Raw genomic sequence first — 17,172 nt, forward strand, 5'->3', positions numbered from 1 at the left:
GGCCGGTTCCTGGGGTGGGGTTTCGGCCGGAGCCGGATCTGGGCTTTGCTGAAGCTGGGCTGGGGATGTGTTTTCCGTCTTGATTGCAGATGCAGTTTTCGTATCGTCGGCCAAAGCAGGAACGGGAGGAGTCTGAGTGGTATCTTTCTCCAAGAGAGGATCTTCCTGCTTTTTATCCTCTGCCACATCCTTGGGCTTTTGCTCATCCGTTTTTGCTGCTTCTTCTTTTTCCAGACTCTTTTCCCCAGAGAAGGACTTTCCTTCCTCTGTGACAGAGACGGCTGGCTGCTTTTCTTTTCCCTCTTCTTCCAGCGTGCATCCTATCAATCCAGCGGCCAAGGAAAGGGCCATGAGCCACAGCAGGCCATGGGTAAAATATGCATTCTTTTTCATCGATGTATTCGATCCTCTCTTTTTAAAATATCCATTTTGTTCCTGTCTTGGCCATGCTATCACACTATGGGATTTTTGGCAAGACGATAGAATGCAGAATAAAAAAAGAGCCGCAGTTGCGGCTCTTTTTTATGCTTATTCGTTGACTTGCTTTTTTTCCACCATACGCCGGGCCAGATAGACGAAGGGGGTATCGGCCAGGCTGGTGAAAATGAAGATCACATAACTGGAAAGCATGATGGAGATCATGGTAGAGAAATCATACATGCCCCAGAAGGCGCCCAGGGTGAACAGCAAAGTGTTGAGCAGCTGGGAAACCAGAGTGGAGCCGTTGTTGCGCAGCCAGAGGAAACGATGGGGATCGCCCCAGCGCTTGTTGGTGAAATCCCACCAGGCGTGATAGAGCCACACATCGAACCGCTGGGTGATGGCATAGACCGCAAGGCTGACCAGCATCATCCGGGGGGTGTTCTGGAACACCGCTTCAATGCTGGGAGAGATGAAGTCATTGGGGGACGGCACATAGAGCATCCAGCTTTGGGAAATGACGATAAAGCTGAGAGAAGTGAGGATGCCGATGTTTACCGCCCGCTGGGCCGCTTTCTTGCCATAGGATTCACTGAGGATGTCGGTGACCAGAAAGGTGGAGGCAAAGAGCACATTGCCCAGGGTCTGTTCCATGCCGAAGGCATCCACCAGGATCAGAACTTCAATGTTGGCTGCGATGGTGGCGATGACTGTCCAGCCATAGAGGCCTTGTTTGCCAAACATCTTCATCCACAAAAGGACACCGCCGTACAGAACTATAAGGCTTCCAAGAAGCAGCAATTCATTTCTCATTGTGTATTCCTCCCACACCAAAATCTGTATTGTGAAGCAAAATATCCACCCGGGGGTTGTGAATGAACAAAGGCATCACATCTTTCTGGAACACTTCGATCACACCCGGGTCGGGCTTGATGGAAGTGGAGTTTTCCACCATGATGTTGACGCACACCCGTTCAAAATAAGCAAGGCCTGTTTCGATGTCCCGCCGCATGGATGCGGCTGTCTGGCCGGGGAGTCCTTGCAGAAGGCAGACTTCATCAAAAAAGCGGGAGATATCCAGGGGAGAAGCGTCGCAGTCGATCCCTTTGCACAGATAGCACTCCCGGAACAGAGGATCAAAAGCCTCCACACCGATTTTGATCTTCAGCGCGATGCCCAGCATGGCCAGGCGGGATTTCAGCGGCGGGATCTGGTTGCGGTGCATCCAGTGACATTCAAAATGCAGGGTGTGAATATGCCGTTCCAGACACAGATCCACAATGCTTTCCATGGTTTCTTCATCCAGATCCACAAAGCTGCCGGAGTTGATCACTTCCAGCCGGTGGTGTTCGCCGGTGACCCGGGCCAGTACCCGGCGGTTGAGAGCAAAATTGGCCTTCTGATCCGGCGAGCAGTCCAGATGATAATCACAGAAGCGGCAGCGCCTCCAGGCGCAGCCCGATCCTCGGAGAAGCACAATCTCCCGGGGATTTTTTTCGGTGATGACCGAATAGCGTTCCATTTCGTTCATTGGTAAAAATAACCATCCTTTCTTGCTGTTTCATATTATAGCAAAGTAATGTGCTAGGGTCAATTCTCATTTGCGCGTTGCAAAGGGGGAGAAAGAAGGATATAATAAAACGGAAAAAGGCGGTTGCCGCCGGAAAAGGAAAGGTTGGAAGAAGATGGACATTGCAGAACTGAAGCGCCGGGCCTGTGAGGCTGTGGACAAAAATGCCGATAAGATCATTGCGTTTGGAGAATCGGTCTTTGCAGAGCCGGAAATGGGATTCAAGGAATTTAAAACCGCAAAGAAAGTGCAGGACATGCTGGATGAGCTGGGCATCGAACATCAGGACGGGGTGGCCATCACCGGTGTGATTGCTCCGCTGAAGGGCCGTTCTTCCAAAGTGCGCCTGGCATTGATGGGCGAGCTGGATGCCATTGTGGCTCCGGGCCACCGGTGCGCCGATCCTGTGACCGGCGCCGCTCATTCCTGCGGCCATCATGTGCAGATCGCCACCATCATGGGCGCGGCTATGGCGCTGAAAGAAAGCGGTATTATGAGCGAACTGGACGGTGATATCGTTCTGATGGGCGTACCCGCCGAAGAAGGGGTGGAACTGGAATACCGCCATGGTCTGATCAAAGAAGGCAAGCTGTCCTTTATCGGCGGCAAGCAGGAATTTATCAAGCTGGGCGTGTTTGATGATATCGATATGATGCTCATGCAGCACACCGATGGCAGCGACAAAGTGGCCGCCGGCGGTCCGGTGGGCATGGGTTATGTGGCAAAGCTGGTTTACTATAAAGGCAAAGAAGCCCATGCCGGCGGCGCTCCCTGGGATGGGGTCAATGCCCTCCAGGCAGCCAAGATCGGTCTGATGGCCATCGACGCTCAGCGGGAGACCTTCCGTGATAAGGACAATGTGCGTGTCCATCCCATCATCACCAAGGGCGGTGACCTGGTGAATGTGGTGCCGGCCGATGTGCGCATCGAAACCTTCTGCCGGGCCAACAACATGGAAGCCATTGAGGATGCCAGCATGAAGGTCAACCGGGCTTTGAAGGCCGGTGCCGATGCTGTGGGGGCCGAAGTGGAGATCGTGGATATCCCCGGCTATATGACTCCTTATGAGTGCCTGGAGATGAAGGCTATTGTGGAGGATAACCTGGCTTTGATCTACGGCAAGGAAAATGTGGTGCCCGGCGTGGGCTATACCACCGAAGCCAACGATGTGGCCCACCTGATCCCGGTGGTGCACTGCACCATCGGCGGCGCGGAAGGCATTGCCCACAGCTCCCACTACGAGATCCGGGACAAAGATTCCGCTTACATCAAGGCCACCAAGATGCTGCTGTGCTCGGCCATCGATCTGCTGGCCAACGGCGCCGAAAAGGGCCTGTCTGTGAAAAAGAACTTCAAAGCTCCTATGACCAAGGAAGAATATCTCCGCACATGGGGCCATCTGGATGTTTGATTTGAATCGCTGAAAAGAAAAAAGCCCGCCGATCTTTCATCGGCGGGCTTTTTGTTTTCTGGATGGTGCAGTCAGCTGCGGGAAGCAGGATCCGAAGGATCGCTGGGGAGCAATTCTTCAAAAGGATCGTCCTCGGGGGACTCGGGAGGCGCCTGGTTATCCCACTGGGCGATGCGCTCAGGGGATTCATCCTCCTCCAGTGTTTCTTCCGGCCAGGGGCTGGAGCCGGGAGTGGAGGGAGGGGGTGCACAGGGATCACAGGGGGATTCCTTCCGCTCCCGGATGGATTTCACCAGCACAACCAGCGAGACGCCGGCCAGAAGACAGGCAGGAATCAGCTGGAAGATGATGAAGCCTGGCAGAAGGCGCATCTGCATGTGGGATACCATGCGAAGAAGAAAGGCCAGATAGATGGCCGCTTGGATATAGAGGGCATATACCGCCGCGCGGGGCGTTTTCCGGCTGCGGAAATAGAGCAGGAAGGTGAGATCGCACAAAAAATTCAGCGCTGACCAAAGGTTGAGTGGCATGGAATGGGAAAAGAACAGCAGCAGGGAAATGGCGCAGGCCGAAAAACCGGCCCAGGCCACGGTATCGATCTGACGCAGGGAAACGGGATGTTTGAGCACAAAACCCCGCAGCACCAGCAGAGAACTGATGGCGCAGTAAAAAAGACTGGTGAGTCCGCCCAGCAGATCGAGAAAAAAAGCAAAACCCGGATCGGGACCAATTTGAAAAAACATGACAGAGTCTCCTGTGAAATGGGGAAAATCACCCTTCATCTTTTGATATGCTACCACAAGGGAGAAGAAAAAGCAACGGAGAAGGAGGGAAAAAGGGAAAATAATCCAGGGGAAAAGGGGTCGGAAAGTGTCGGAAAAGAGGAAAAGCGAACATCTGTTTGATGTGTCGAAAATCCCTTGTTTTCACATCAAATGGCGGCTTTTTGGCAAAAAATAATTATGAAAAGCACTTGCAATTCATACAGGCCAACGGTATAATAAAAGAACAAAGTGGCGGAAAGTGGGGAACAGTGCCTGAAAGTGCACTCCGAGGGAATAAGGATGGTGGAAAATGCGCGGCGAATTTGAACACAATATCGACGCCAAAGGCCGCCTGTTTATTCCGGCCAAGCTTCGGGAGAAGCTGGGAGGCAGCTTTATCATCACCAAAGGGCTGGATGGCTGCCTGTTTGTCTATTCCGCAGAGGCCTGGGATGTGCTGGAGGAAAAGATCAACCAGCTGCCCATGTCCCGCTCACGCAATCTTCAGCGTTTTTTCTTTTCCAGCGCCGCCGACTGCGCCCCCGATTCTCAGGGCCGGGTGCTCATCCCTCAGAACCTGCGGGAATATGCCGGGCTGCAGAAGGAAGTGACCGTCATCGGTGTCTCCGGACGAGTGGAGATCTGGGACAAGCAGCGCTGGAAGGAATATAACGGAGAACTTACATCGGAAAGCATTGCCGAGGCCATGGAAGACCTGGGCTTCTAAAGGGGCGGATGCCCCGGAGAGGGGGAGGTCCCTGTGGAATTCAGTCACAAATCGGTTCTGGCTCAGGAGTGCATGGAGGGCCTTCATATCCGGCCTCAGGGCATTTATATGGACGCCACCACCGGCGGCGGAGGACATTCTTTGGGAATCGTCCAGCGCTTGGGAGAGGGCGGCCGCCTGATCTGCATCGACCGGGACGATGACGCCCTTCAGGCTGCGGGAAAACGCCTGGAGTCCTACCGGGAGAAAATCACCTTCGTAAAAAGCAATTTTTCTGACATTGCCGCCGTGGCAAAAGATCTGGGGATTTCTCAGGTGGACGGCATCCTTTTTGACCTGGGGGTATCCTCCTATCAGCTGGATGCCATGGAGCGGGGATTTTCCTATATGAACGATGCCCCTTTGGATATGCGTATGGACCGCAGCCAGAGCTTTACCGCCGGTGATGTGGTCAACGGATACAGCCAGGAAGAGCTGAAGCGTATCCTGTGGGATTACGGCGAGGAACGGTACAGCGGACGGATCGCCGCGGCCATCTGTCGCCGGAGAGAAGAAAAACCCATCCAGTCCACAGTGGAACTGGCTGAAATCATCCGGAGTGCCATGCCGCCCCAGGCTTTGCGGGAAAAGCAGCATCCGGCCAAGCGCAGCTTTCAGGCTATCCGCATCGAAGTCAACGGCGAGCTGCGGGCGGTGGAACAGGCGGTGCAGGACAGCGTGGATCTGCTGGCCCCCGGGGGACGCCTGGCGGTGATCAGCTTCCACTCCCTGGAGGACCGGATCGTCAAGAATATCTTTGCGCAGCAAGCCAAAGGGTGTATTTGCCCGCCGGAATTTCCGGTGTGTGTCTGCGGCAGAAAACCCCGGCTCAAATTGGTTCACCGGGGTGTCATCACGGCCGGAGAGGAAGAACTGAGAGAAAATCCCAGAGCTCGTTCTGCCAAGCTCCGGGTAGCGGAAAAAATCGAGGGAGGCGATGACAATGGCATATGAGCACAAGCACTCGCCCGCTTCCCGCCAGAGCGTGGCTTATGATTATGCCGGTCTGGCGCAGCAGGATGTGCGGCAGCGGATGCGGGTGCACAAGGGAAAAGTCAAGCCCAAAGTGCCCTACGGCAAGTACAGTGCCATCTTCTGCGGCGTTTTTGCAGCGCTGCTTGTCATCGTGTTCAATTTTATGCAGCTGACGCAGCTGACAGGAGAGAATGCCGCCCTGAAAGATGAGCTGGCTACATTACAGAGCGATGCCAAAGCCCTGGAAGCCAGAAAGGAGCAGATTTTCAATCTGACCTATGTGGAAGACCGGGCCCGTAACGCTTTGGGCATGGTCAAAGCCGACAAGAGTCAGGTGGAATATGTGGACCTGTCCCAGGAGGACAGTGTGGAAATCCCTCAGCAGGAAAGCGAGACCCCGGCATTCCTCAGCGGTTTGATGAAAACTTTCAATGCCGTGGTGGAATATCTGAAATAGCGCAAGCAATATAATGTGGATGAGAGCGAGTAAGCAAAGTGGGAATGATGTTTCTTGCTCTCATTTTTTAATGAACAGGTGAGAAAATGTCCAAAAAAGCCAACAGCATGACACGCCGCCGTATTCTGTTTGCGGCGGCGGTGCTGGGGGTGGGCGCCTTCGTGATCGTGGCGGGCCGGCTGTTTCAGCTCCAGGTGCTCAATTACCAGTTTTACGAGGAAAAAGCCATTGCCCAGCAGACCAAAGATACCACGATCGAGCCCATGCGCGGCACCATTTACGACTGCAATATGAAGCCCCTGGCCATCAGCGCTTCGGTGGAGATGGTCACTTTGGAGCCTCGCAAGATTGCCGATGATGAACAGGCTCAGATCATCTCTCAGAATCTGGCGGAGATTTTGGATATGGACTATGAAACGGTCTATGCCAAAGCATCCAAAACAGATTCGGCCTATGAGGTGATCAAGCGAGGGGTGGAAAAGGAAGTCGCCGACGAGGTGCGCCAGTTCAAAACCGATTATAACGAAGAGATCAAAAAATACAACGAAGGGAAACCGGAGGATCAGCAGAAAGAAGCCATCACCAGCATTTATATGGCTCCTGACACCAAGCGGTATTACCCCTTTGGCAACTTTGCGGCTCAGGTGCTGGGATTTGTAGGAAGCGATAACCAGGGTCTGGCCGGTATCGAAGCCAAGTATGACAGCTATCTCACCGGCACGCCCGGGCGGGCCATCCGGGCCACCAATGCCAACGGGGAAGAAATGCCCTTTGATTATGAGATGTACTATGAGGCCCAGGACGGAAATGACATCGTCCTGACCATCGATGAAGTGATCCAGCATTATCTGGAGAAAAATCTGGAGATCGCCGCTTACGACAACAACACCCAGAATCAGGTGGCGGGCATTGTGATGGATGTGGACACCGGCGCCATTCTGGCCATGGCCACCAAAGAGGATTTTGACCCCAACGATCCCTTTACCATCACCAATGAGCAGAAGGCCCAGGAGCTGGCCGCCATCACCGATGAAGAAGAGTATTCCGAAAAGCGCAATGAGATCCTTCAGGCCCAGTGGCGGAACAAGGCGGTGACCGATACCTACGATCCCGGTTCCACCTTCAAGATCCTCACCGCGTCCATGGCGCTGGAGGAAAATGTCATTACGGCAAACAGCACATTTTATTGCCCCGGCTACCGGATGGTGGAAGGCTGGCCCCAGCCCATCAAATGCTGGTACTATCCCCGGGCCCATGGCACCCAGAATCTGTATCAGGCCATCCAAAACTCCTGCAACCCTGCCTTTATCGATATTGGTCAGGCGGTAGGGGCCAAGACATTTTTGGAATATTACAAGGCTTTCGGCCTGAATGAAGCCACGGGAATCGATCTGCCCGGCGAAGGGGAAAGCATTTTCCATTCGGAAAAACAGTTCCTGTCCAACAAAGTAGACCTGGCCACCGCCAGCTTCGGCCAGAACTTCCAGATTTCCCCCATCCAGCTGATCACGGCAGTATCCGCTGTGGCCAATGGCGGCAATCTGATGAAGCCCTATATCGTCAAAGAGATCCTGGACAGCGACGGCAATATTGTGAAAAGCACCGAGCCTACGGTGGTGCGCCAAGTGATTTCAGAAGAGACATCGGAACTGATGTGTGATATACTGGAGACCGTGGTCAGCGAGGGTACCGGCAAAAATGCTTATGTGGCCGGCTATCATATCGCCGGCAAAACCGGTACATCGGAGAAAAAGGTCCGGCAGGCGGAAACAGGCCGCCATGACCTGTATGTATCGTCCTTTATTGCCTTTGCTCCGGCAGACGATCCTCAGGTGGCGGTTTTGGTGTTGCTGGATGAGCCCACTGTACCACCGGTGACCGGCGGTATTACGGCCGCTCCTGTCATTCGGCGGATCATGAGTGATGTGCTGCCCTATCTGGGGGTGGAACCCACTTATACGGCCGATGAGCTGGAGGAAAAGGATGTGTCGGTGCCTGAAGTCATCGGTATGACCAAAACCGAGGCGGAGAGCGCCTTGAGCAAAGTGAATCTGGATTACAGAGTGGTAGGCGACGGCGATACCGTCACCGATCAGCTGCCCAGTTATGGCGCGGCCATCCCCGGCGGCAGTCAGGTAGTGCTCTATATGGGAGCAGAAAAACCCACAGAACCGGTGCAGGTGCCCAATGTGACCGGCCTTTCGGTGTCGGCCGCCAGGGCGCAGCTGGAACGGGCGGGGCTTTACATGAAAGGCTCCGGCGCGGTCAGCAGTTCGGGGAATGTGGTGGCAAGCAAACAGAATATCACCGGCACCGCGGCCATGGGCACGGTGGTGACGGTAGAGTTTACCGACCTGGATCAGCGGGCCGAATGATGGAATGGGAAGGTGACACGCAAGATGAAGCTCATGGAACTGCTCAGCAATGTGGATGTGGTGAAATATGCCTGCGATCAGCAGGTGGATGTGGAAGGCCTTTGCTATGATTCCCGAAAAAGTGCTCCGGGAGTGGCCTTTGTGGCCATTCGGGGTTTTCAGACCGACGGGCATAAGTACATTGCCCAGGCGGCAGAAAAAGGGGCGGCGCTGGTCATCTGCGAAACACCGCCGGAACGCAGTGTGCCCTATGTGTTGGTGAAGGATTCCCGTCTGGCCCTGGCTCAGATGAGCGATAATTTCTTCGGCCATCCGGCCCGGGGGATGAAGGTCATCGGCGTCACCGGCACCAATGGCAAAACCACCACCACCATGCTGGTGAAGGCCATCTTGGAAGAAAGCACCGGCGCCATGGTAGGACTGATGGGCACCAATGCCAACTACATCGGCCGGAAGGAACTGCCGGCTCAGCGCACAACACCGGAATCCTATGAGGTATTCCGCCTTCTCTCGGAGATGAAGCAGGCCGGGTGCCAGTATGTGGTGATGGAAGTCTCCTCCCACGCGCTGGAGCTGGACCGGGTATATGGCATCCCCTTTGAGGTGGGGGTGTTCACCAACCTTTCCCGGGATCATCTGGATTTCCATGGCACCATGGAAAAATACCTGAAAGCCAAAAGCCGCTTGTTTTCCATGTGCCGGTTCGGCGTGGTCAACCGGGACGATCCTGCCTCGGAATACATTCTGGAAAAGGGCAGCTGTCATTTCCAGACCTATTCGGCCCAGTCGGATAACGCCGATCTGGTGGCCAAAAATATCAATCTGAAAAGTGACCGGGTGGAATTTGAAGCGGTGGTCACCGGCGCTATCAACCGGCTTACCCTGGGGATTCCCGGCATGTTTTCGGTTTATAACGCCCTGGCGGCTACTGGCTGCTGTCTGGCGTTGGGAGTTCCTCTTTCGGATATTGCCCAGGCCATGCGCCATGCCCATGGTGTCAAAGGCCGGGCAGAAGTGGTGCCGGTGCCGGCGGATTACACCGTTCTCATCGACTATGCCCACTCTCCTGACGGCATCATCAACATCCTCAAGGCGGTAAAAGGTTTTGCCAAAGGCAGAGTCATCGCCTTGTTCGGCTGCGGCGGCGACCGGGATAAGACCAAGCGGCCGCTGATGGGCAAAGCCGCTGCGGAGTTGGCCGATTTCTGCATCGTCACATCGGATAACCCCCGCACGGAAGATCCCCGGGCCATCATCGAGGATATCCTGCCGGGGATGAAGGGCATCGTCACTCCCATGGCGGTGATCGATGACCGGCGGGCGGCCATTGTCTATGCGTTGGAAAACGCTCAGCCGGGAGATGTGGTAGTGCTGATGGGCAAAGGCCATGAGACGTATCAGGAGATCTGCGGCGTCAAGCACCATCTGGATGAACGGGAAGAAGTGGCAGCCTATTTTGCTGCAAAAAATAAAGCAGGACAATAAGGCAAGGAAGAAGAAAAAAGCCGCGTTCGCGCGCAGCGCCCCAAAGGCGCTGCGCGCACACCCATGCTGTGGGGAAGAACGGGGCGGGGAAATGAGCTCAAATTGGGGGAAGAGGAATGATGAAAGCAGCGATCTGCGCCTTTGTGGTGGCTTTTGCCCTCACGGCGGTGCTGGGAACACCGGTGATCCGGTTTTTGAAAAAGCTGAAATTCGGCCAGAAGATCCTGGAGGACGGCCCCACCTGGCATATGAATAAGCAGTACACTCCCACCATGGGCGGGATCATGTTTATCGCCGGGTTGGTAGGCGCTTTGTGTGCGTGCCTTCCCGCTATCTGGGCCGCGGCCGATCTCCGGCCTGTGCTGATTTTTGCCCTGTCGCTGATTTTTGGGCTGATCGGCATGGTGGACGACTACACCAAGATCAAAAAGAAGCAGAACCAGGGTCTGACGCCTCTGCAGAAGCTGCTGCTTCAGATCGCTGCGGCGGCACTGTTTGTCACCGTGCTCCGCTCTATGGGGTATATCACCGGTCATGTATACATTCCCTTTGTCAATGTGCTGTGGCAGGTGCCTTGGTTTGTGTATCTGCCCTGCGCCATCTTTGTCATTGTGGGAGCGGTGAACGCCGTCAATCTCACCGATGGCATCGACGGCCTGGCCGCTTCGGTGACAGCAGTGGTGGCGCTGTTTTTCTCCGGGGTGTTCCTGGCCCTGGGGGACAGTTCCGCTGTTTTTTCCGCCGGTCTGTTTGGCGCGCTTCTGGGATTTTTGCTCTACAACAAAAACCCGGCCCGGGTCTTTATGGGAGACACCGGTTCGCTGTTTCTGGGCGGCGCTGTGTGCGGTATGGCCTTTGCCTGCGATCTGCCTCTCATCTTGGTGCCGGTGGGAATCATCTATATCGCCGAGACCTTGTCGGATATTATCCAGGTGACCTATTTTAAAATGACCCACGGCAAGCGGATCTTTAAAATGGCCCCGCTGCATCATCACTTTGAGATGTGCGGCTGGAGCGAAAAAAAGATTGTCTTTGTGTTTACCGCCATCACTCTGGTGATGTGCATCGTTTCCTATCTGGGTATCGGGCCATTCCTGGCCTGATGTCCGCCGGACCTTTGGAGGTGCATCCCCATCAAAACCCTAGCGGCCAGCGTGGAGCTGGGATCAAAACCCATCCGCAAACGGAGCAAAAGGCGTCAGAGCATTGATCTGCCCTTTTTGATCCTTACCATATTGCTTTTGAGCATCGGCCTGATCACCCTGTTTTCTGCCAGCTATGTGGATGCCATCAACAGCACCCAGTCCGGTGACGGCGCCTTTTATTTCAAACGCCAGGGAGTGTTTGCCCTGATCGGCATTGCAGTTATGCTGGGGGCGGCTTTTTGTCTGGACTACCGAAAGCTCCACTATGCGGCCATCCCTTCCATGGTGGTTTCGATTTTGCTGTTGGTAGCCGTTCTCTTTGTGGGCATCGAACACAACGATGCCCAGCGTTGGCTGAAGATCGGCGTGGAATTCCAGCCTTCGGAAATCGCCAAGTTTTCTGTCATATTGTGTTTTGCCAGCATGATCACCGTATGGGGGCCAAAGAAAATGCGCACCTTCCGGTATGGCATTCTGCCCTTTGTGGCCATTATCGTGCTCATTGCGGGGCTGCTCTATTTTGAGCCCCATCTGTCGGCCACCGTCATCATCGGCGCTACCGGTATGGTGATGGTCTTTTTGGGCGGCGCCAACCTGGCCTGGCTGATCAGTATGGCAGCCTGCGGTGTGGGCGGCATTGTGGGGCTGATTTTTTTGCTTCCCCATGCCATGACCCGTGTCAAAGTGTGGCTGGACCCTTTCAGCGATTTCCAGGGCAAAGGCTGGCAGGGAGCTCAGTCCCTGATGGCTGTGGGCTCCGGCGGCGTATGGGGCCTGGGATTGGGCCAGGGGAGGCAGAAGCATTTGTTTTTACCGGAACCGGCCAATGACTTTATCTTTGCTGTGATCTGTGAAGAATTGGGCATGGTGGGGGCCATCCTTATCATGATCGTCTTTGCTGCATTGATTTTGCGTGGGTATCAGATCGCCCTGCGGGCTCCTGACCGGTTCGGAAGTCTGCTGGTGGCGGGGATCACCACCCAGATCGCCATTCAGACCATTTTCAATATGGGCGTTGTCACCGGTCTTTTGCCGGTCACCGGCGCCGCTTTGCCCTTCTTCAGCTATGGCGGCACCTCATTGCTGATGCTCCTGGCAGAAGTGGGGGTCATTTTGTCGGTATCCCGAAGGATCCCGGCGCAAGAACAGGGATAAAAGCATCCCAGAAACACAAAAGAGAATGGAGCGAACAGAGCCATGAAAATCCTTTTTACAGGAGGCGGCACAGCGGGTCATGTGAATCCCGCATTGGCTGTGGCGGGCTATATCCGCCAGCAGGACCCCTCGGCGGATATCCGTTTTGCCGGGGCTCAGGGCGCCATTGAAGAGCGGCTGGTCAAACGGGCCGGCTATCCCCTTTACACCTTTCCCCTGGCGGGACTTTCCCGAAAGCTGTCCCCCAAGGGACTGAAACAGAATGTGGAGGCACTGCAAAAAGCAGCCAAAGCCAGCCGGCGGGCGGAAGAGATCCTGGAGGAATTTGCCCCCGATCTGGTGCTGGGTACCGGAGGCTATGCCAGCTATCCGGCCGTGCGTGCGGCCGTGCGCCGGAAAGTGCCTTGTGCTATGCTGGAGGTCAATGCCACACCGGGAATGGTGGTCAAGCGGATGAGCCGGAAGGCCGATTGTGTCTTTACCAGTTTCCCGGAAACCGAGCCCTATCTGAAAGGCGCCAAAAAGGTGGTGCTCACAGGCAGCCCGGTGCGCCAGGAGATTCTGGCGGCTCGTCCCAATGGACTGAAAGAGCGGCTGTTTCCAGGGGAAAAGGGACCGCTGGTGGTTTCCTTCTGGGGCAGCGTGGGCGCTTACTATATGAATCAGAAGATGAGCCGGTGCATTCAGCTGTGCGCCCAGGAGAAGAAATTCTGCCTGATCCACGGCGCCGGACGGAATAATTACCAGTGGATGCCGGAGACCATTGAAAAAATGGGAGTCCGGTTGGAAGAAGCCAGAAACATCGATTTGCGGGAGTATATTTTCGATATGGATCAGGTGCTCTGCGAAGCCGATCTGGTGATCTGCCGGGCGGGGGCTTCCACTTTGGCGGAGATCTGCGCCGCCGGAAAACCCTCCATTATCGTTCCATCTCCCTATGTAGCTGACAACCACCAGGAGAAAAATGCCAGAGTGCTGGAAAAGAGAGGGGCTGCCGTGGTGCTGCTGGAGCAGGAAACCACCGGTGACAAGCTTTATGAAACCGCTTGCCAGCTTCTATCCCAGCCGGACAAGTTGGCCGAAATGGGCCGCAGAGCCAAGGAAATGGCTCAGACCGATGCCGCAGACCGGATCTATCAGCAGATCCGGAAGCTGGCCGGAGCATAACAGAACAACCACCGACGAGCCGGCATAGTATGGGGTAACAACATAGGCCCCCTTCCCTTTGGAGGGAAGCGCGGGCACGAGCGGATCGTCCACAGGAGGAAATACTATGAGCAGGCTTATCATTGAGGGAGGCCGGCCGCTGGAAGGGTCGGTTCGGGCCGGAGGCGCCAAAAACAGCGTGCTGCCCATATTGGCTGCCACCATCATCAGCGGCGGCGAGAGCGTGATACATAATTGCCCTGATCTGCGGGATGTACATTCAGCCATTGCCATTCTGCGCCATCTGGGATGCCGGGTCAGCCAGGAGGGCCACACGGTGACGGTGGATTCCTCAACCATGGACCGGTGGGACATTCCCGATCATCTTATGCGGGAAATGCGTTCTTCGGTCATCTTTCTGGGGCCTATTCTGGCCCGATGCGGCATGGCTCGTATGACATTCCCCGGAGGCTGTGAGCTGGGGCCCCGTCCCATCGATCTGCACCTGGCTGCTTTACGGAAGCTGGGGGTGGTGATCCGGGAAGAGGGCGGAGAGATCACCGCCCGGTGTGAAACGCCGAGAGGGTGTGATATCACCCTTTCTTTACCCAGCGTAGGGGCCACAGAGAATATTATGCTGTTTGCCACCGCTTGCCCTGGGGTCACCCACATTATCAATGCGGCCCGGGAACCGGAGATTTGGGATTTGCAGCAATTTCTTCAGGGCATCGGCGCCCACATTTCTGGTGCAGGCTATCACGATGTGCATATCGGAGGGCGAGGAGTTTTGAGAAAGAACACCCAGCACCGGGTGATGGCCGATCGGATCGAGTCGGCCACTTATTTGTGCGCCTGTGCCGCAGCAGGGGGGAAGATCACGGTGGAGGACACCGAACCTTCCTATTTTGCTTCCGTGACCCAACTGCTGGAGGAAAGCGGCTGCGAACTTCAGGTGGGAGCCGACCGGGTGACCATTCAGGCGCCGGGGCGGCTGCGCAGCGTGGGGACGGTGCGCACCATGCCCTACCCGGGCTTTCCCACAGATGCCCAGTCCCCTTTGATGGCGGCCATGTGTCTGGCCCAGGGCACCACAGTGTTTACTGAGAATATCTTTGAGAATCGCTATCGCCACTGTGCCGAACTGATGCGCATGGGGGCGGATATTCAGGTGGAAGGAAAACTGGCCCTGGTGCGGGGAGTGGATCATCTGACGGGAAGCGCCGTCAAGGCCACCGACCTGCGGGGCGGCGCTGCCATGGTGGTGGCTGGCCTGGCTGCCTGGGGCGAGACCAGCATCAGCGAAATCGACCACATCGACAGAGGATATGAGAAGATCGAAAAAGCGTATGCTCAGTTGGGAGCTTGTATCCGTCGGGAAGAATAGACCGGTGATGGAAGTATGAAGAAGAAAAAAAACAGCGCCCCTCCTGGGCCGAGACCGAAGAAAAGGCGGCGGCGCAGGCGGGGGCCGGGAATATTGATCAGCTTGCTGTGCCTGGTGTTGATCTGTGCCGCGATCCTGGCGGCGGTGACGGTGTTCTTCAAAGTGAAAAAGGTGATTGTGTCCGGCGAAAGCCGGTACAGCGCAGAGGAAGTGCTGGAGGCCGCTGGTATTGCAGAGGGAGAAAATCTGTTTTTCCTCAACAAGGTGGCCATCACCAACCGGATCTTCCGGGACCGGCCTTATCTGGATACTGTTTCCATCCGGCGGAGATTTCCCGATACCGTGGAGATCATTTTGCGGGACTGTGTGCCATCGGCGGCGGTCTCTTTTCAGAACCGGTACTGGCTTGTGGATAAAAAAGGAAAAATATTGGAAGAAATCTCCCAGGAGCAGGCAGCGGGGCATTGTTTGGTCACAGGTCTTGAGCTGGAAGAGCCCCAGTTGGGCGAATATTTGGATTTTTCCCAGCCGGAGCAGGGAAAAGCCCTGTCTACCATATTGAATACCGCAGAAAATAGTGGTATACTGAAAGAAATTATGGGAATCCACATGGAGAAACTGTTTGAAATTAAATTGCAGTACACAGAACGCTTTGTGGTGGAATTGGGAACGGTAGAGGATCTGGAAAAGAAAATCAGTTTCCTCAATCAAGTGGTGGAACGGTTGGGAAGCACGGACACCGGTGTGATCGATCTCACCGATCCCCAGACCGCCCGTTTCCGTCCTCAGTGATCCGCATTGGGGAACAAAAGTGTTCTTAAAGAAAAAATACATTGAGAGCAAGGTGGAGGCAGCAATGGGCTTTTCGTTTGATGCAGGAACAGAAAACAATGTGAATATTAAAGTGGTTGGCGTGGGCGGCGGCGGCGGAAACGCCGTCAACCGCATGATTTCCAGCGGCATCCGGGGCGTGGATTTTATCGCCGTCAATACGGACAAGCAGGCTTTGAATTATTCGGCCGCCACCATCAAAATGGCTGTGGGTGAAAAACTCACAAAGGGCCTGGGCGCCGGTTCCAATCCGGAAATTGGCCGCAAGGCGGCGGAAGAAAGCGCCGAAGAGCTGAAGAAGGTGATGGAAAGCGCCAACATGGTCTTTATCACGGCAGGCATGGGCGGCGGCACCGGTACTGGCGCGGCTCCCATCATCGCCCAGATCGCCAAGGAAATGGGCATTCTGACCGTGGGCATCGTCACCCGTCCCTTTGCCTTTGAAGGCAAGAAGCGCACCGATCAGGCTACCGCCGGTATCATGCAGCTGAAGGAAGAAGTGGACGCTCTGGTGACCATCCCCAATGAGCGGCTGAAATATGTGAGCGAACAGAAGATCACATTGCAGAACGCCTTTGAGGTGGCCGACAATGTATTGCTCCAGGCTGTGCAGAGCATCAGTGAACTGATCACAGTGCCCGGCTTGATCAACCTGGACTTTGCCGATGTGTCCACCATCATGCGCAATGCCGGATATGCTCATATGGGTATGGGCCGCGCTTCCGGTAAGGACAAGGCAGAAGAGGCCGCCAAAATGGCCATCCAGAGTCCGCTGCTGGAAACTTCCATCGCCGGGGCCCGGGGCGTTATCCTGAATATCACAGGTTCTCCCGACATCGGTCTGGAAGAAGTGGAACAGGCTGCGGCCATGGTGCAGACAGCGGCTCATCCGGAAGCCCATATCATCTTTGGCGCAGCTATCGATGAAAATCTGGAAGATGAAGTAAAGATCACCGTCATCGCCACCGGCTTTGACGATAAACCGGCCATGCCCAAGGAGCCTAAGGCTGCGCCTTCTCAGGAAGCGGCATCTCAGGTCCAGACCGGTCAGCCTGCCGCCGAACAGGGACAAGCTCCCCAGGAGGGCCAGGAGACCCAGACAGAGGAAGAAGGCCGTGCGGCTACCACAAAGGAAGAGAAAGACCGGGCGTTTGAAGAGATTCTCAGCATTTTCAATAAGCAGCATCGGAATTTCTAAATATTTGTTTTGGACATCGGCATTTTCATTTTTGCGATGAATCAAGCAAGCGGCAGAGATCGTTCTGCCGCTTGTTTTTTGCCGGTAAAA

At 55.2% G+C, this 17,172-nt stretch carries 16 protein-coding genes; 12 read left to right on the forward strand and 4 right to left on the reverse strand.

Annotated features, from left to right (window positions below; genetic code table 11):
• From H6A25_RS08420 to H6A25_RS08430, 3 genes are all read right to left on the reverse strand, one after another.
• On the reverse strand, positions 1-393 hold a 393-nt coding region (locus H6A25_RS08420), incomplete at its 3' end, for a hypothetical protein (protein ID WP_204751585.1).
• A 135-nt stretch (positions 394-528) separates the two neighbouring features.
• Complete coding sequence (locus H6A25_RS08425; RefSeq protein WP_204751587.1) at positions 529-1,233, reverse strand: queuosine precursor transporter; 705 nt, start codon at positions 1,231-1,233, stop codon at positions 529-531.
• Positions 1,223-1,951 (reverse strand): radical SAM protein, encoded by a 729-nt coding sequence (locus H6A25_RS08430; RefSeq protein WP_243423296.1) that lies wholly within the window; start codon positions 1,949-1,951, stop codon positions 1,223-1,225. The genes H6A25_RS08425 and H6A25_RS08430 overlap by 11 nt, the downstream gene beginning before the upstream one ends.
• Positions 1,952-2,105: 154 nt before the next feature.
• Here H6A25_RS08430 and H6A25_RS08435 point away from each other — a divergent pair, with 154 nt between their 5' ends.
• Positions 2,106-3,401 carry an amidohydrolase gene (locus tag H6A25_RS08435; protein ID WP_204751589.1) on the forward strand — a complete coding sequence of 432 codons (1,296 nt, stop codon included), beginning with the start codon at positions 2,106-2,108 and terminating at the stop codon, positions 3,399-3,401.
• A 71-nt stretch (positions 3,402-3,472) separates the two neighbouring features.
• Here H6A25_RS08435 and H6A25_RS08440 read toward each other — a convergent pair whose 3' ends face one another.
• Positions 3,473-4,144 carry a hypothetical protein gene (locus H6A25_RS08440; protein ID WP_204751590.1) on the reverse strand — a complete coding sequence of 224 codons (672 nt, stop codon included), beginning with the start codon at positions 4,142-4,144 and terminating at the stop codon, positions 3,473-3,475.
• A gap of 331 nt (positions 4,145-4,475) precedes the next feature.
• On the opposite strand from H6A25_RS08440, the gene mraZ reads away from it, so the two are divergent.
• The 11 genes from mraZ to ftsZ all read left to right on the forward strand — a co-directional run bounded on the left by mraZ (position 4,476) and on the right by ftsZ (position 17,082).
• The gene (mraZ, locus tag H6A25_RS08445; protein ID WP_204751592.1) at positions 4,476-4,892 is read left to right on the forward strand and encodes a division/cell wall cluster transcriptional repressor MraZ; all 417 of its coding nucleotides are present in this window, start codon (positions 4,476-4,478) and stop codon (positions 4,890-4,892) included.
• A 33-nt stretch (positions 4,893-4,925) separates the two neighbouring features.
• On the forward strand, positions 4,926-5,885 hold the full coding sequence (gene rsmH, locus H6A25_RS08450) for a 16S rRNA (cytosine(1402)-N(4))-methyltransferase RsmH (protein ID WP_204751594.1): 960 nt from the start codon (positions 4,926-4,928) through the stop codon (positions 5,883-5,885).
• Positions 5,875-6,363, forward strand: coding sequence for an FtsB family cell division protein (locus H6A25_RS08455; RefSeq protein WP_204751596.1), 489 nt, complete (start codon positions 5,875-5,877; stop codon positions 6,361-6,363). Before rsmH ends, H6A25_RS08455 begins: the two co-directional genes overlap by 11 nt.
• Before the next feature lie 86 nt (positions 6,364-6,449).
• Positions 6,450-8,738, forward strand: coding sequence for a penicillin-binding transpeptidase domain-containing protein (locus tag H6A25_RS08460; protein WP_204751598.1), 2,289 nt, complete (start codon positions 6,450-6,452; stop codon positions 8,736-8,738).
• Between the two features lie 24 nt (positions 8,739-8,762).
• A complete protein-coding gene (locus H6A25_RS08465) occupies positions 8,763-10,223 on the forward strand; it encodes a UDP-N-acetylmuramoyl-L-alanyl-D-glutamate--2,6-diaminopimelate ligase (protein WP_204751600.1) in 1,461 nt (486 codons plus the stop codon).
• A gap of 116 nt (positions 10,224-10,339) precedes the next feature.
• Positions 10,340-11,326: a phospho-N-acetylmuramoyl-pentapeptide-transferase gene (gene mraY / locus H6A25_RS08470; protein WP_345941596.1), complete on the forward strand. Its 987-nt coding sequence runs from the start codon at positions 10,340-10,342 to the stop codon at positions 11,324-11,326.
• 51 nt (positions 11,327-11,377) lie between these two features.
• A complete protein-coding gene (locus tag H6A25_RS08475) occupies positions 11,378-12,523 on the forward strand; it encodes an FtsW/RodA/SpoVE family cell cycle protein (RefSeq protein WP_204751602.1) in 1,146 nt (381 codons plus the stop codon).
• Between the two features lie 42 nt (positions 12,524-12,565).
• Positions 12,566-13,690: an undecaprenyldiphospho-muramoylpentapeptide beta-N-acetylglucosaminyltransferase gene (murG, locus tag H6A25_RS08480; protein ID WP_204751604.1), complete on the forward strand. Its 1,125-nt coding sequence runs from the start codon at positions 12,566-12,568 to the stop codon at positions 13,688-13,690.
• A gap of 106 nt (positions 13,691-13,796) precedes the next feature.
• Positions 13,797-15,053, forward strand: coding sequence for a UDP-N-acetylglucosamine 1-carboxyvinyltransferase (murA, locus tag H6A25_RS08485; RefSeq protein ID WP_204751606.1), 1,257 nt, complete (start codon positions 13,797-13,799; stop codon positions 15,051-15,053).
• Between the two features lie 93 nt (positions 15,054-15,146).
• Positions 15,147-15,845 (forward strand): cell division protein FtsQ/DivIB, encoded by a 699-nt coding sequence (locus H6A25_RS08490; protein ID WP_204751608.1) that lies wholly within the window; start codon positions 15,147-15,149, stop codon positions 15,843-15,845.
• Positions 15,846-15,909: 64 nt separating this feature from the next.
• Positions 15,910-17,082, forward strand: coding sequence for a cell division protein FtsZ (gene ftsZ, locus H6A25_RS08495; RefSeq protein WP_204751610.1), 1,173 nt, complete (start codon positions 15,910-15,912; stop codon positions 17,080-17,082).
• The last annotated feature ends 90 nt before the right edge of the window (positions 17,083-17,172 follow it).

Origin of the sequence: Intestinimonas butyriciproducens (genome assembly GCF_016901775.1) — a bacterium.
Taxonomy (GTDB): domain Bacteria; phylum Bacillota; class Clostridia; order Oscillospirales; family Butyricicoccaceae; genus Pseudobutyricicoccus.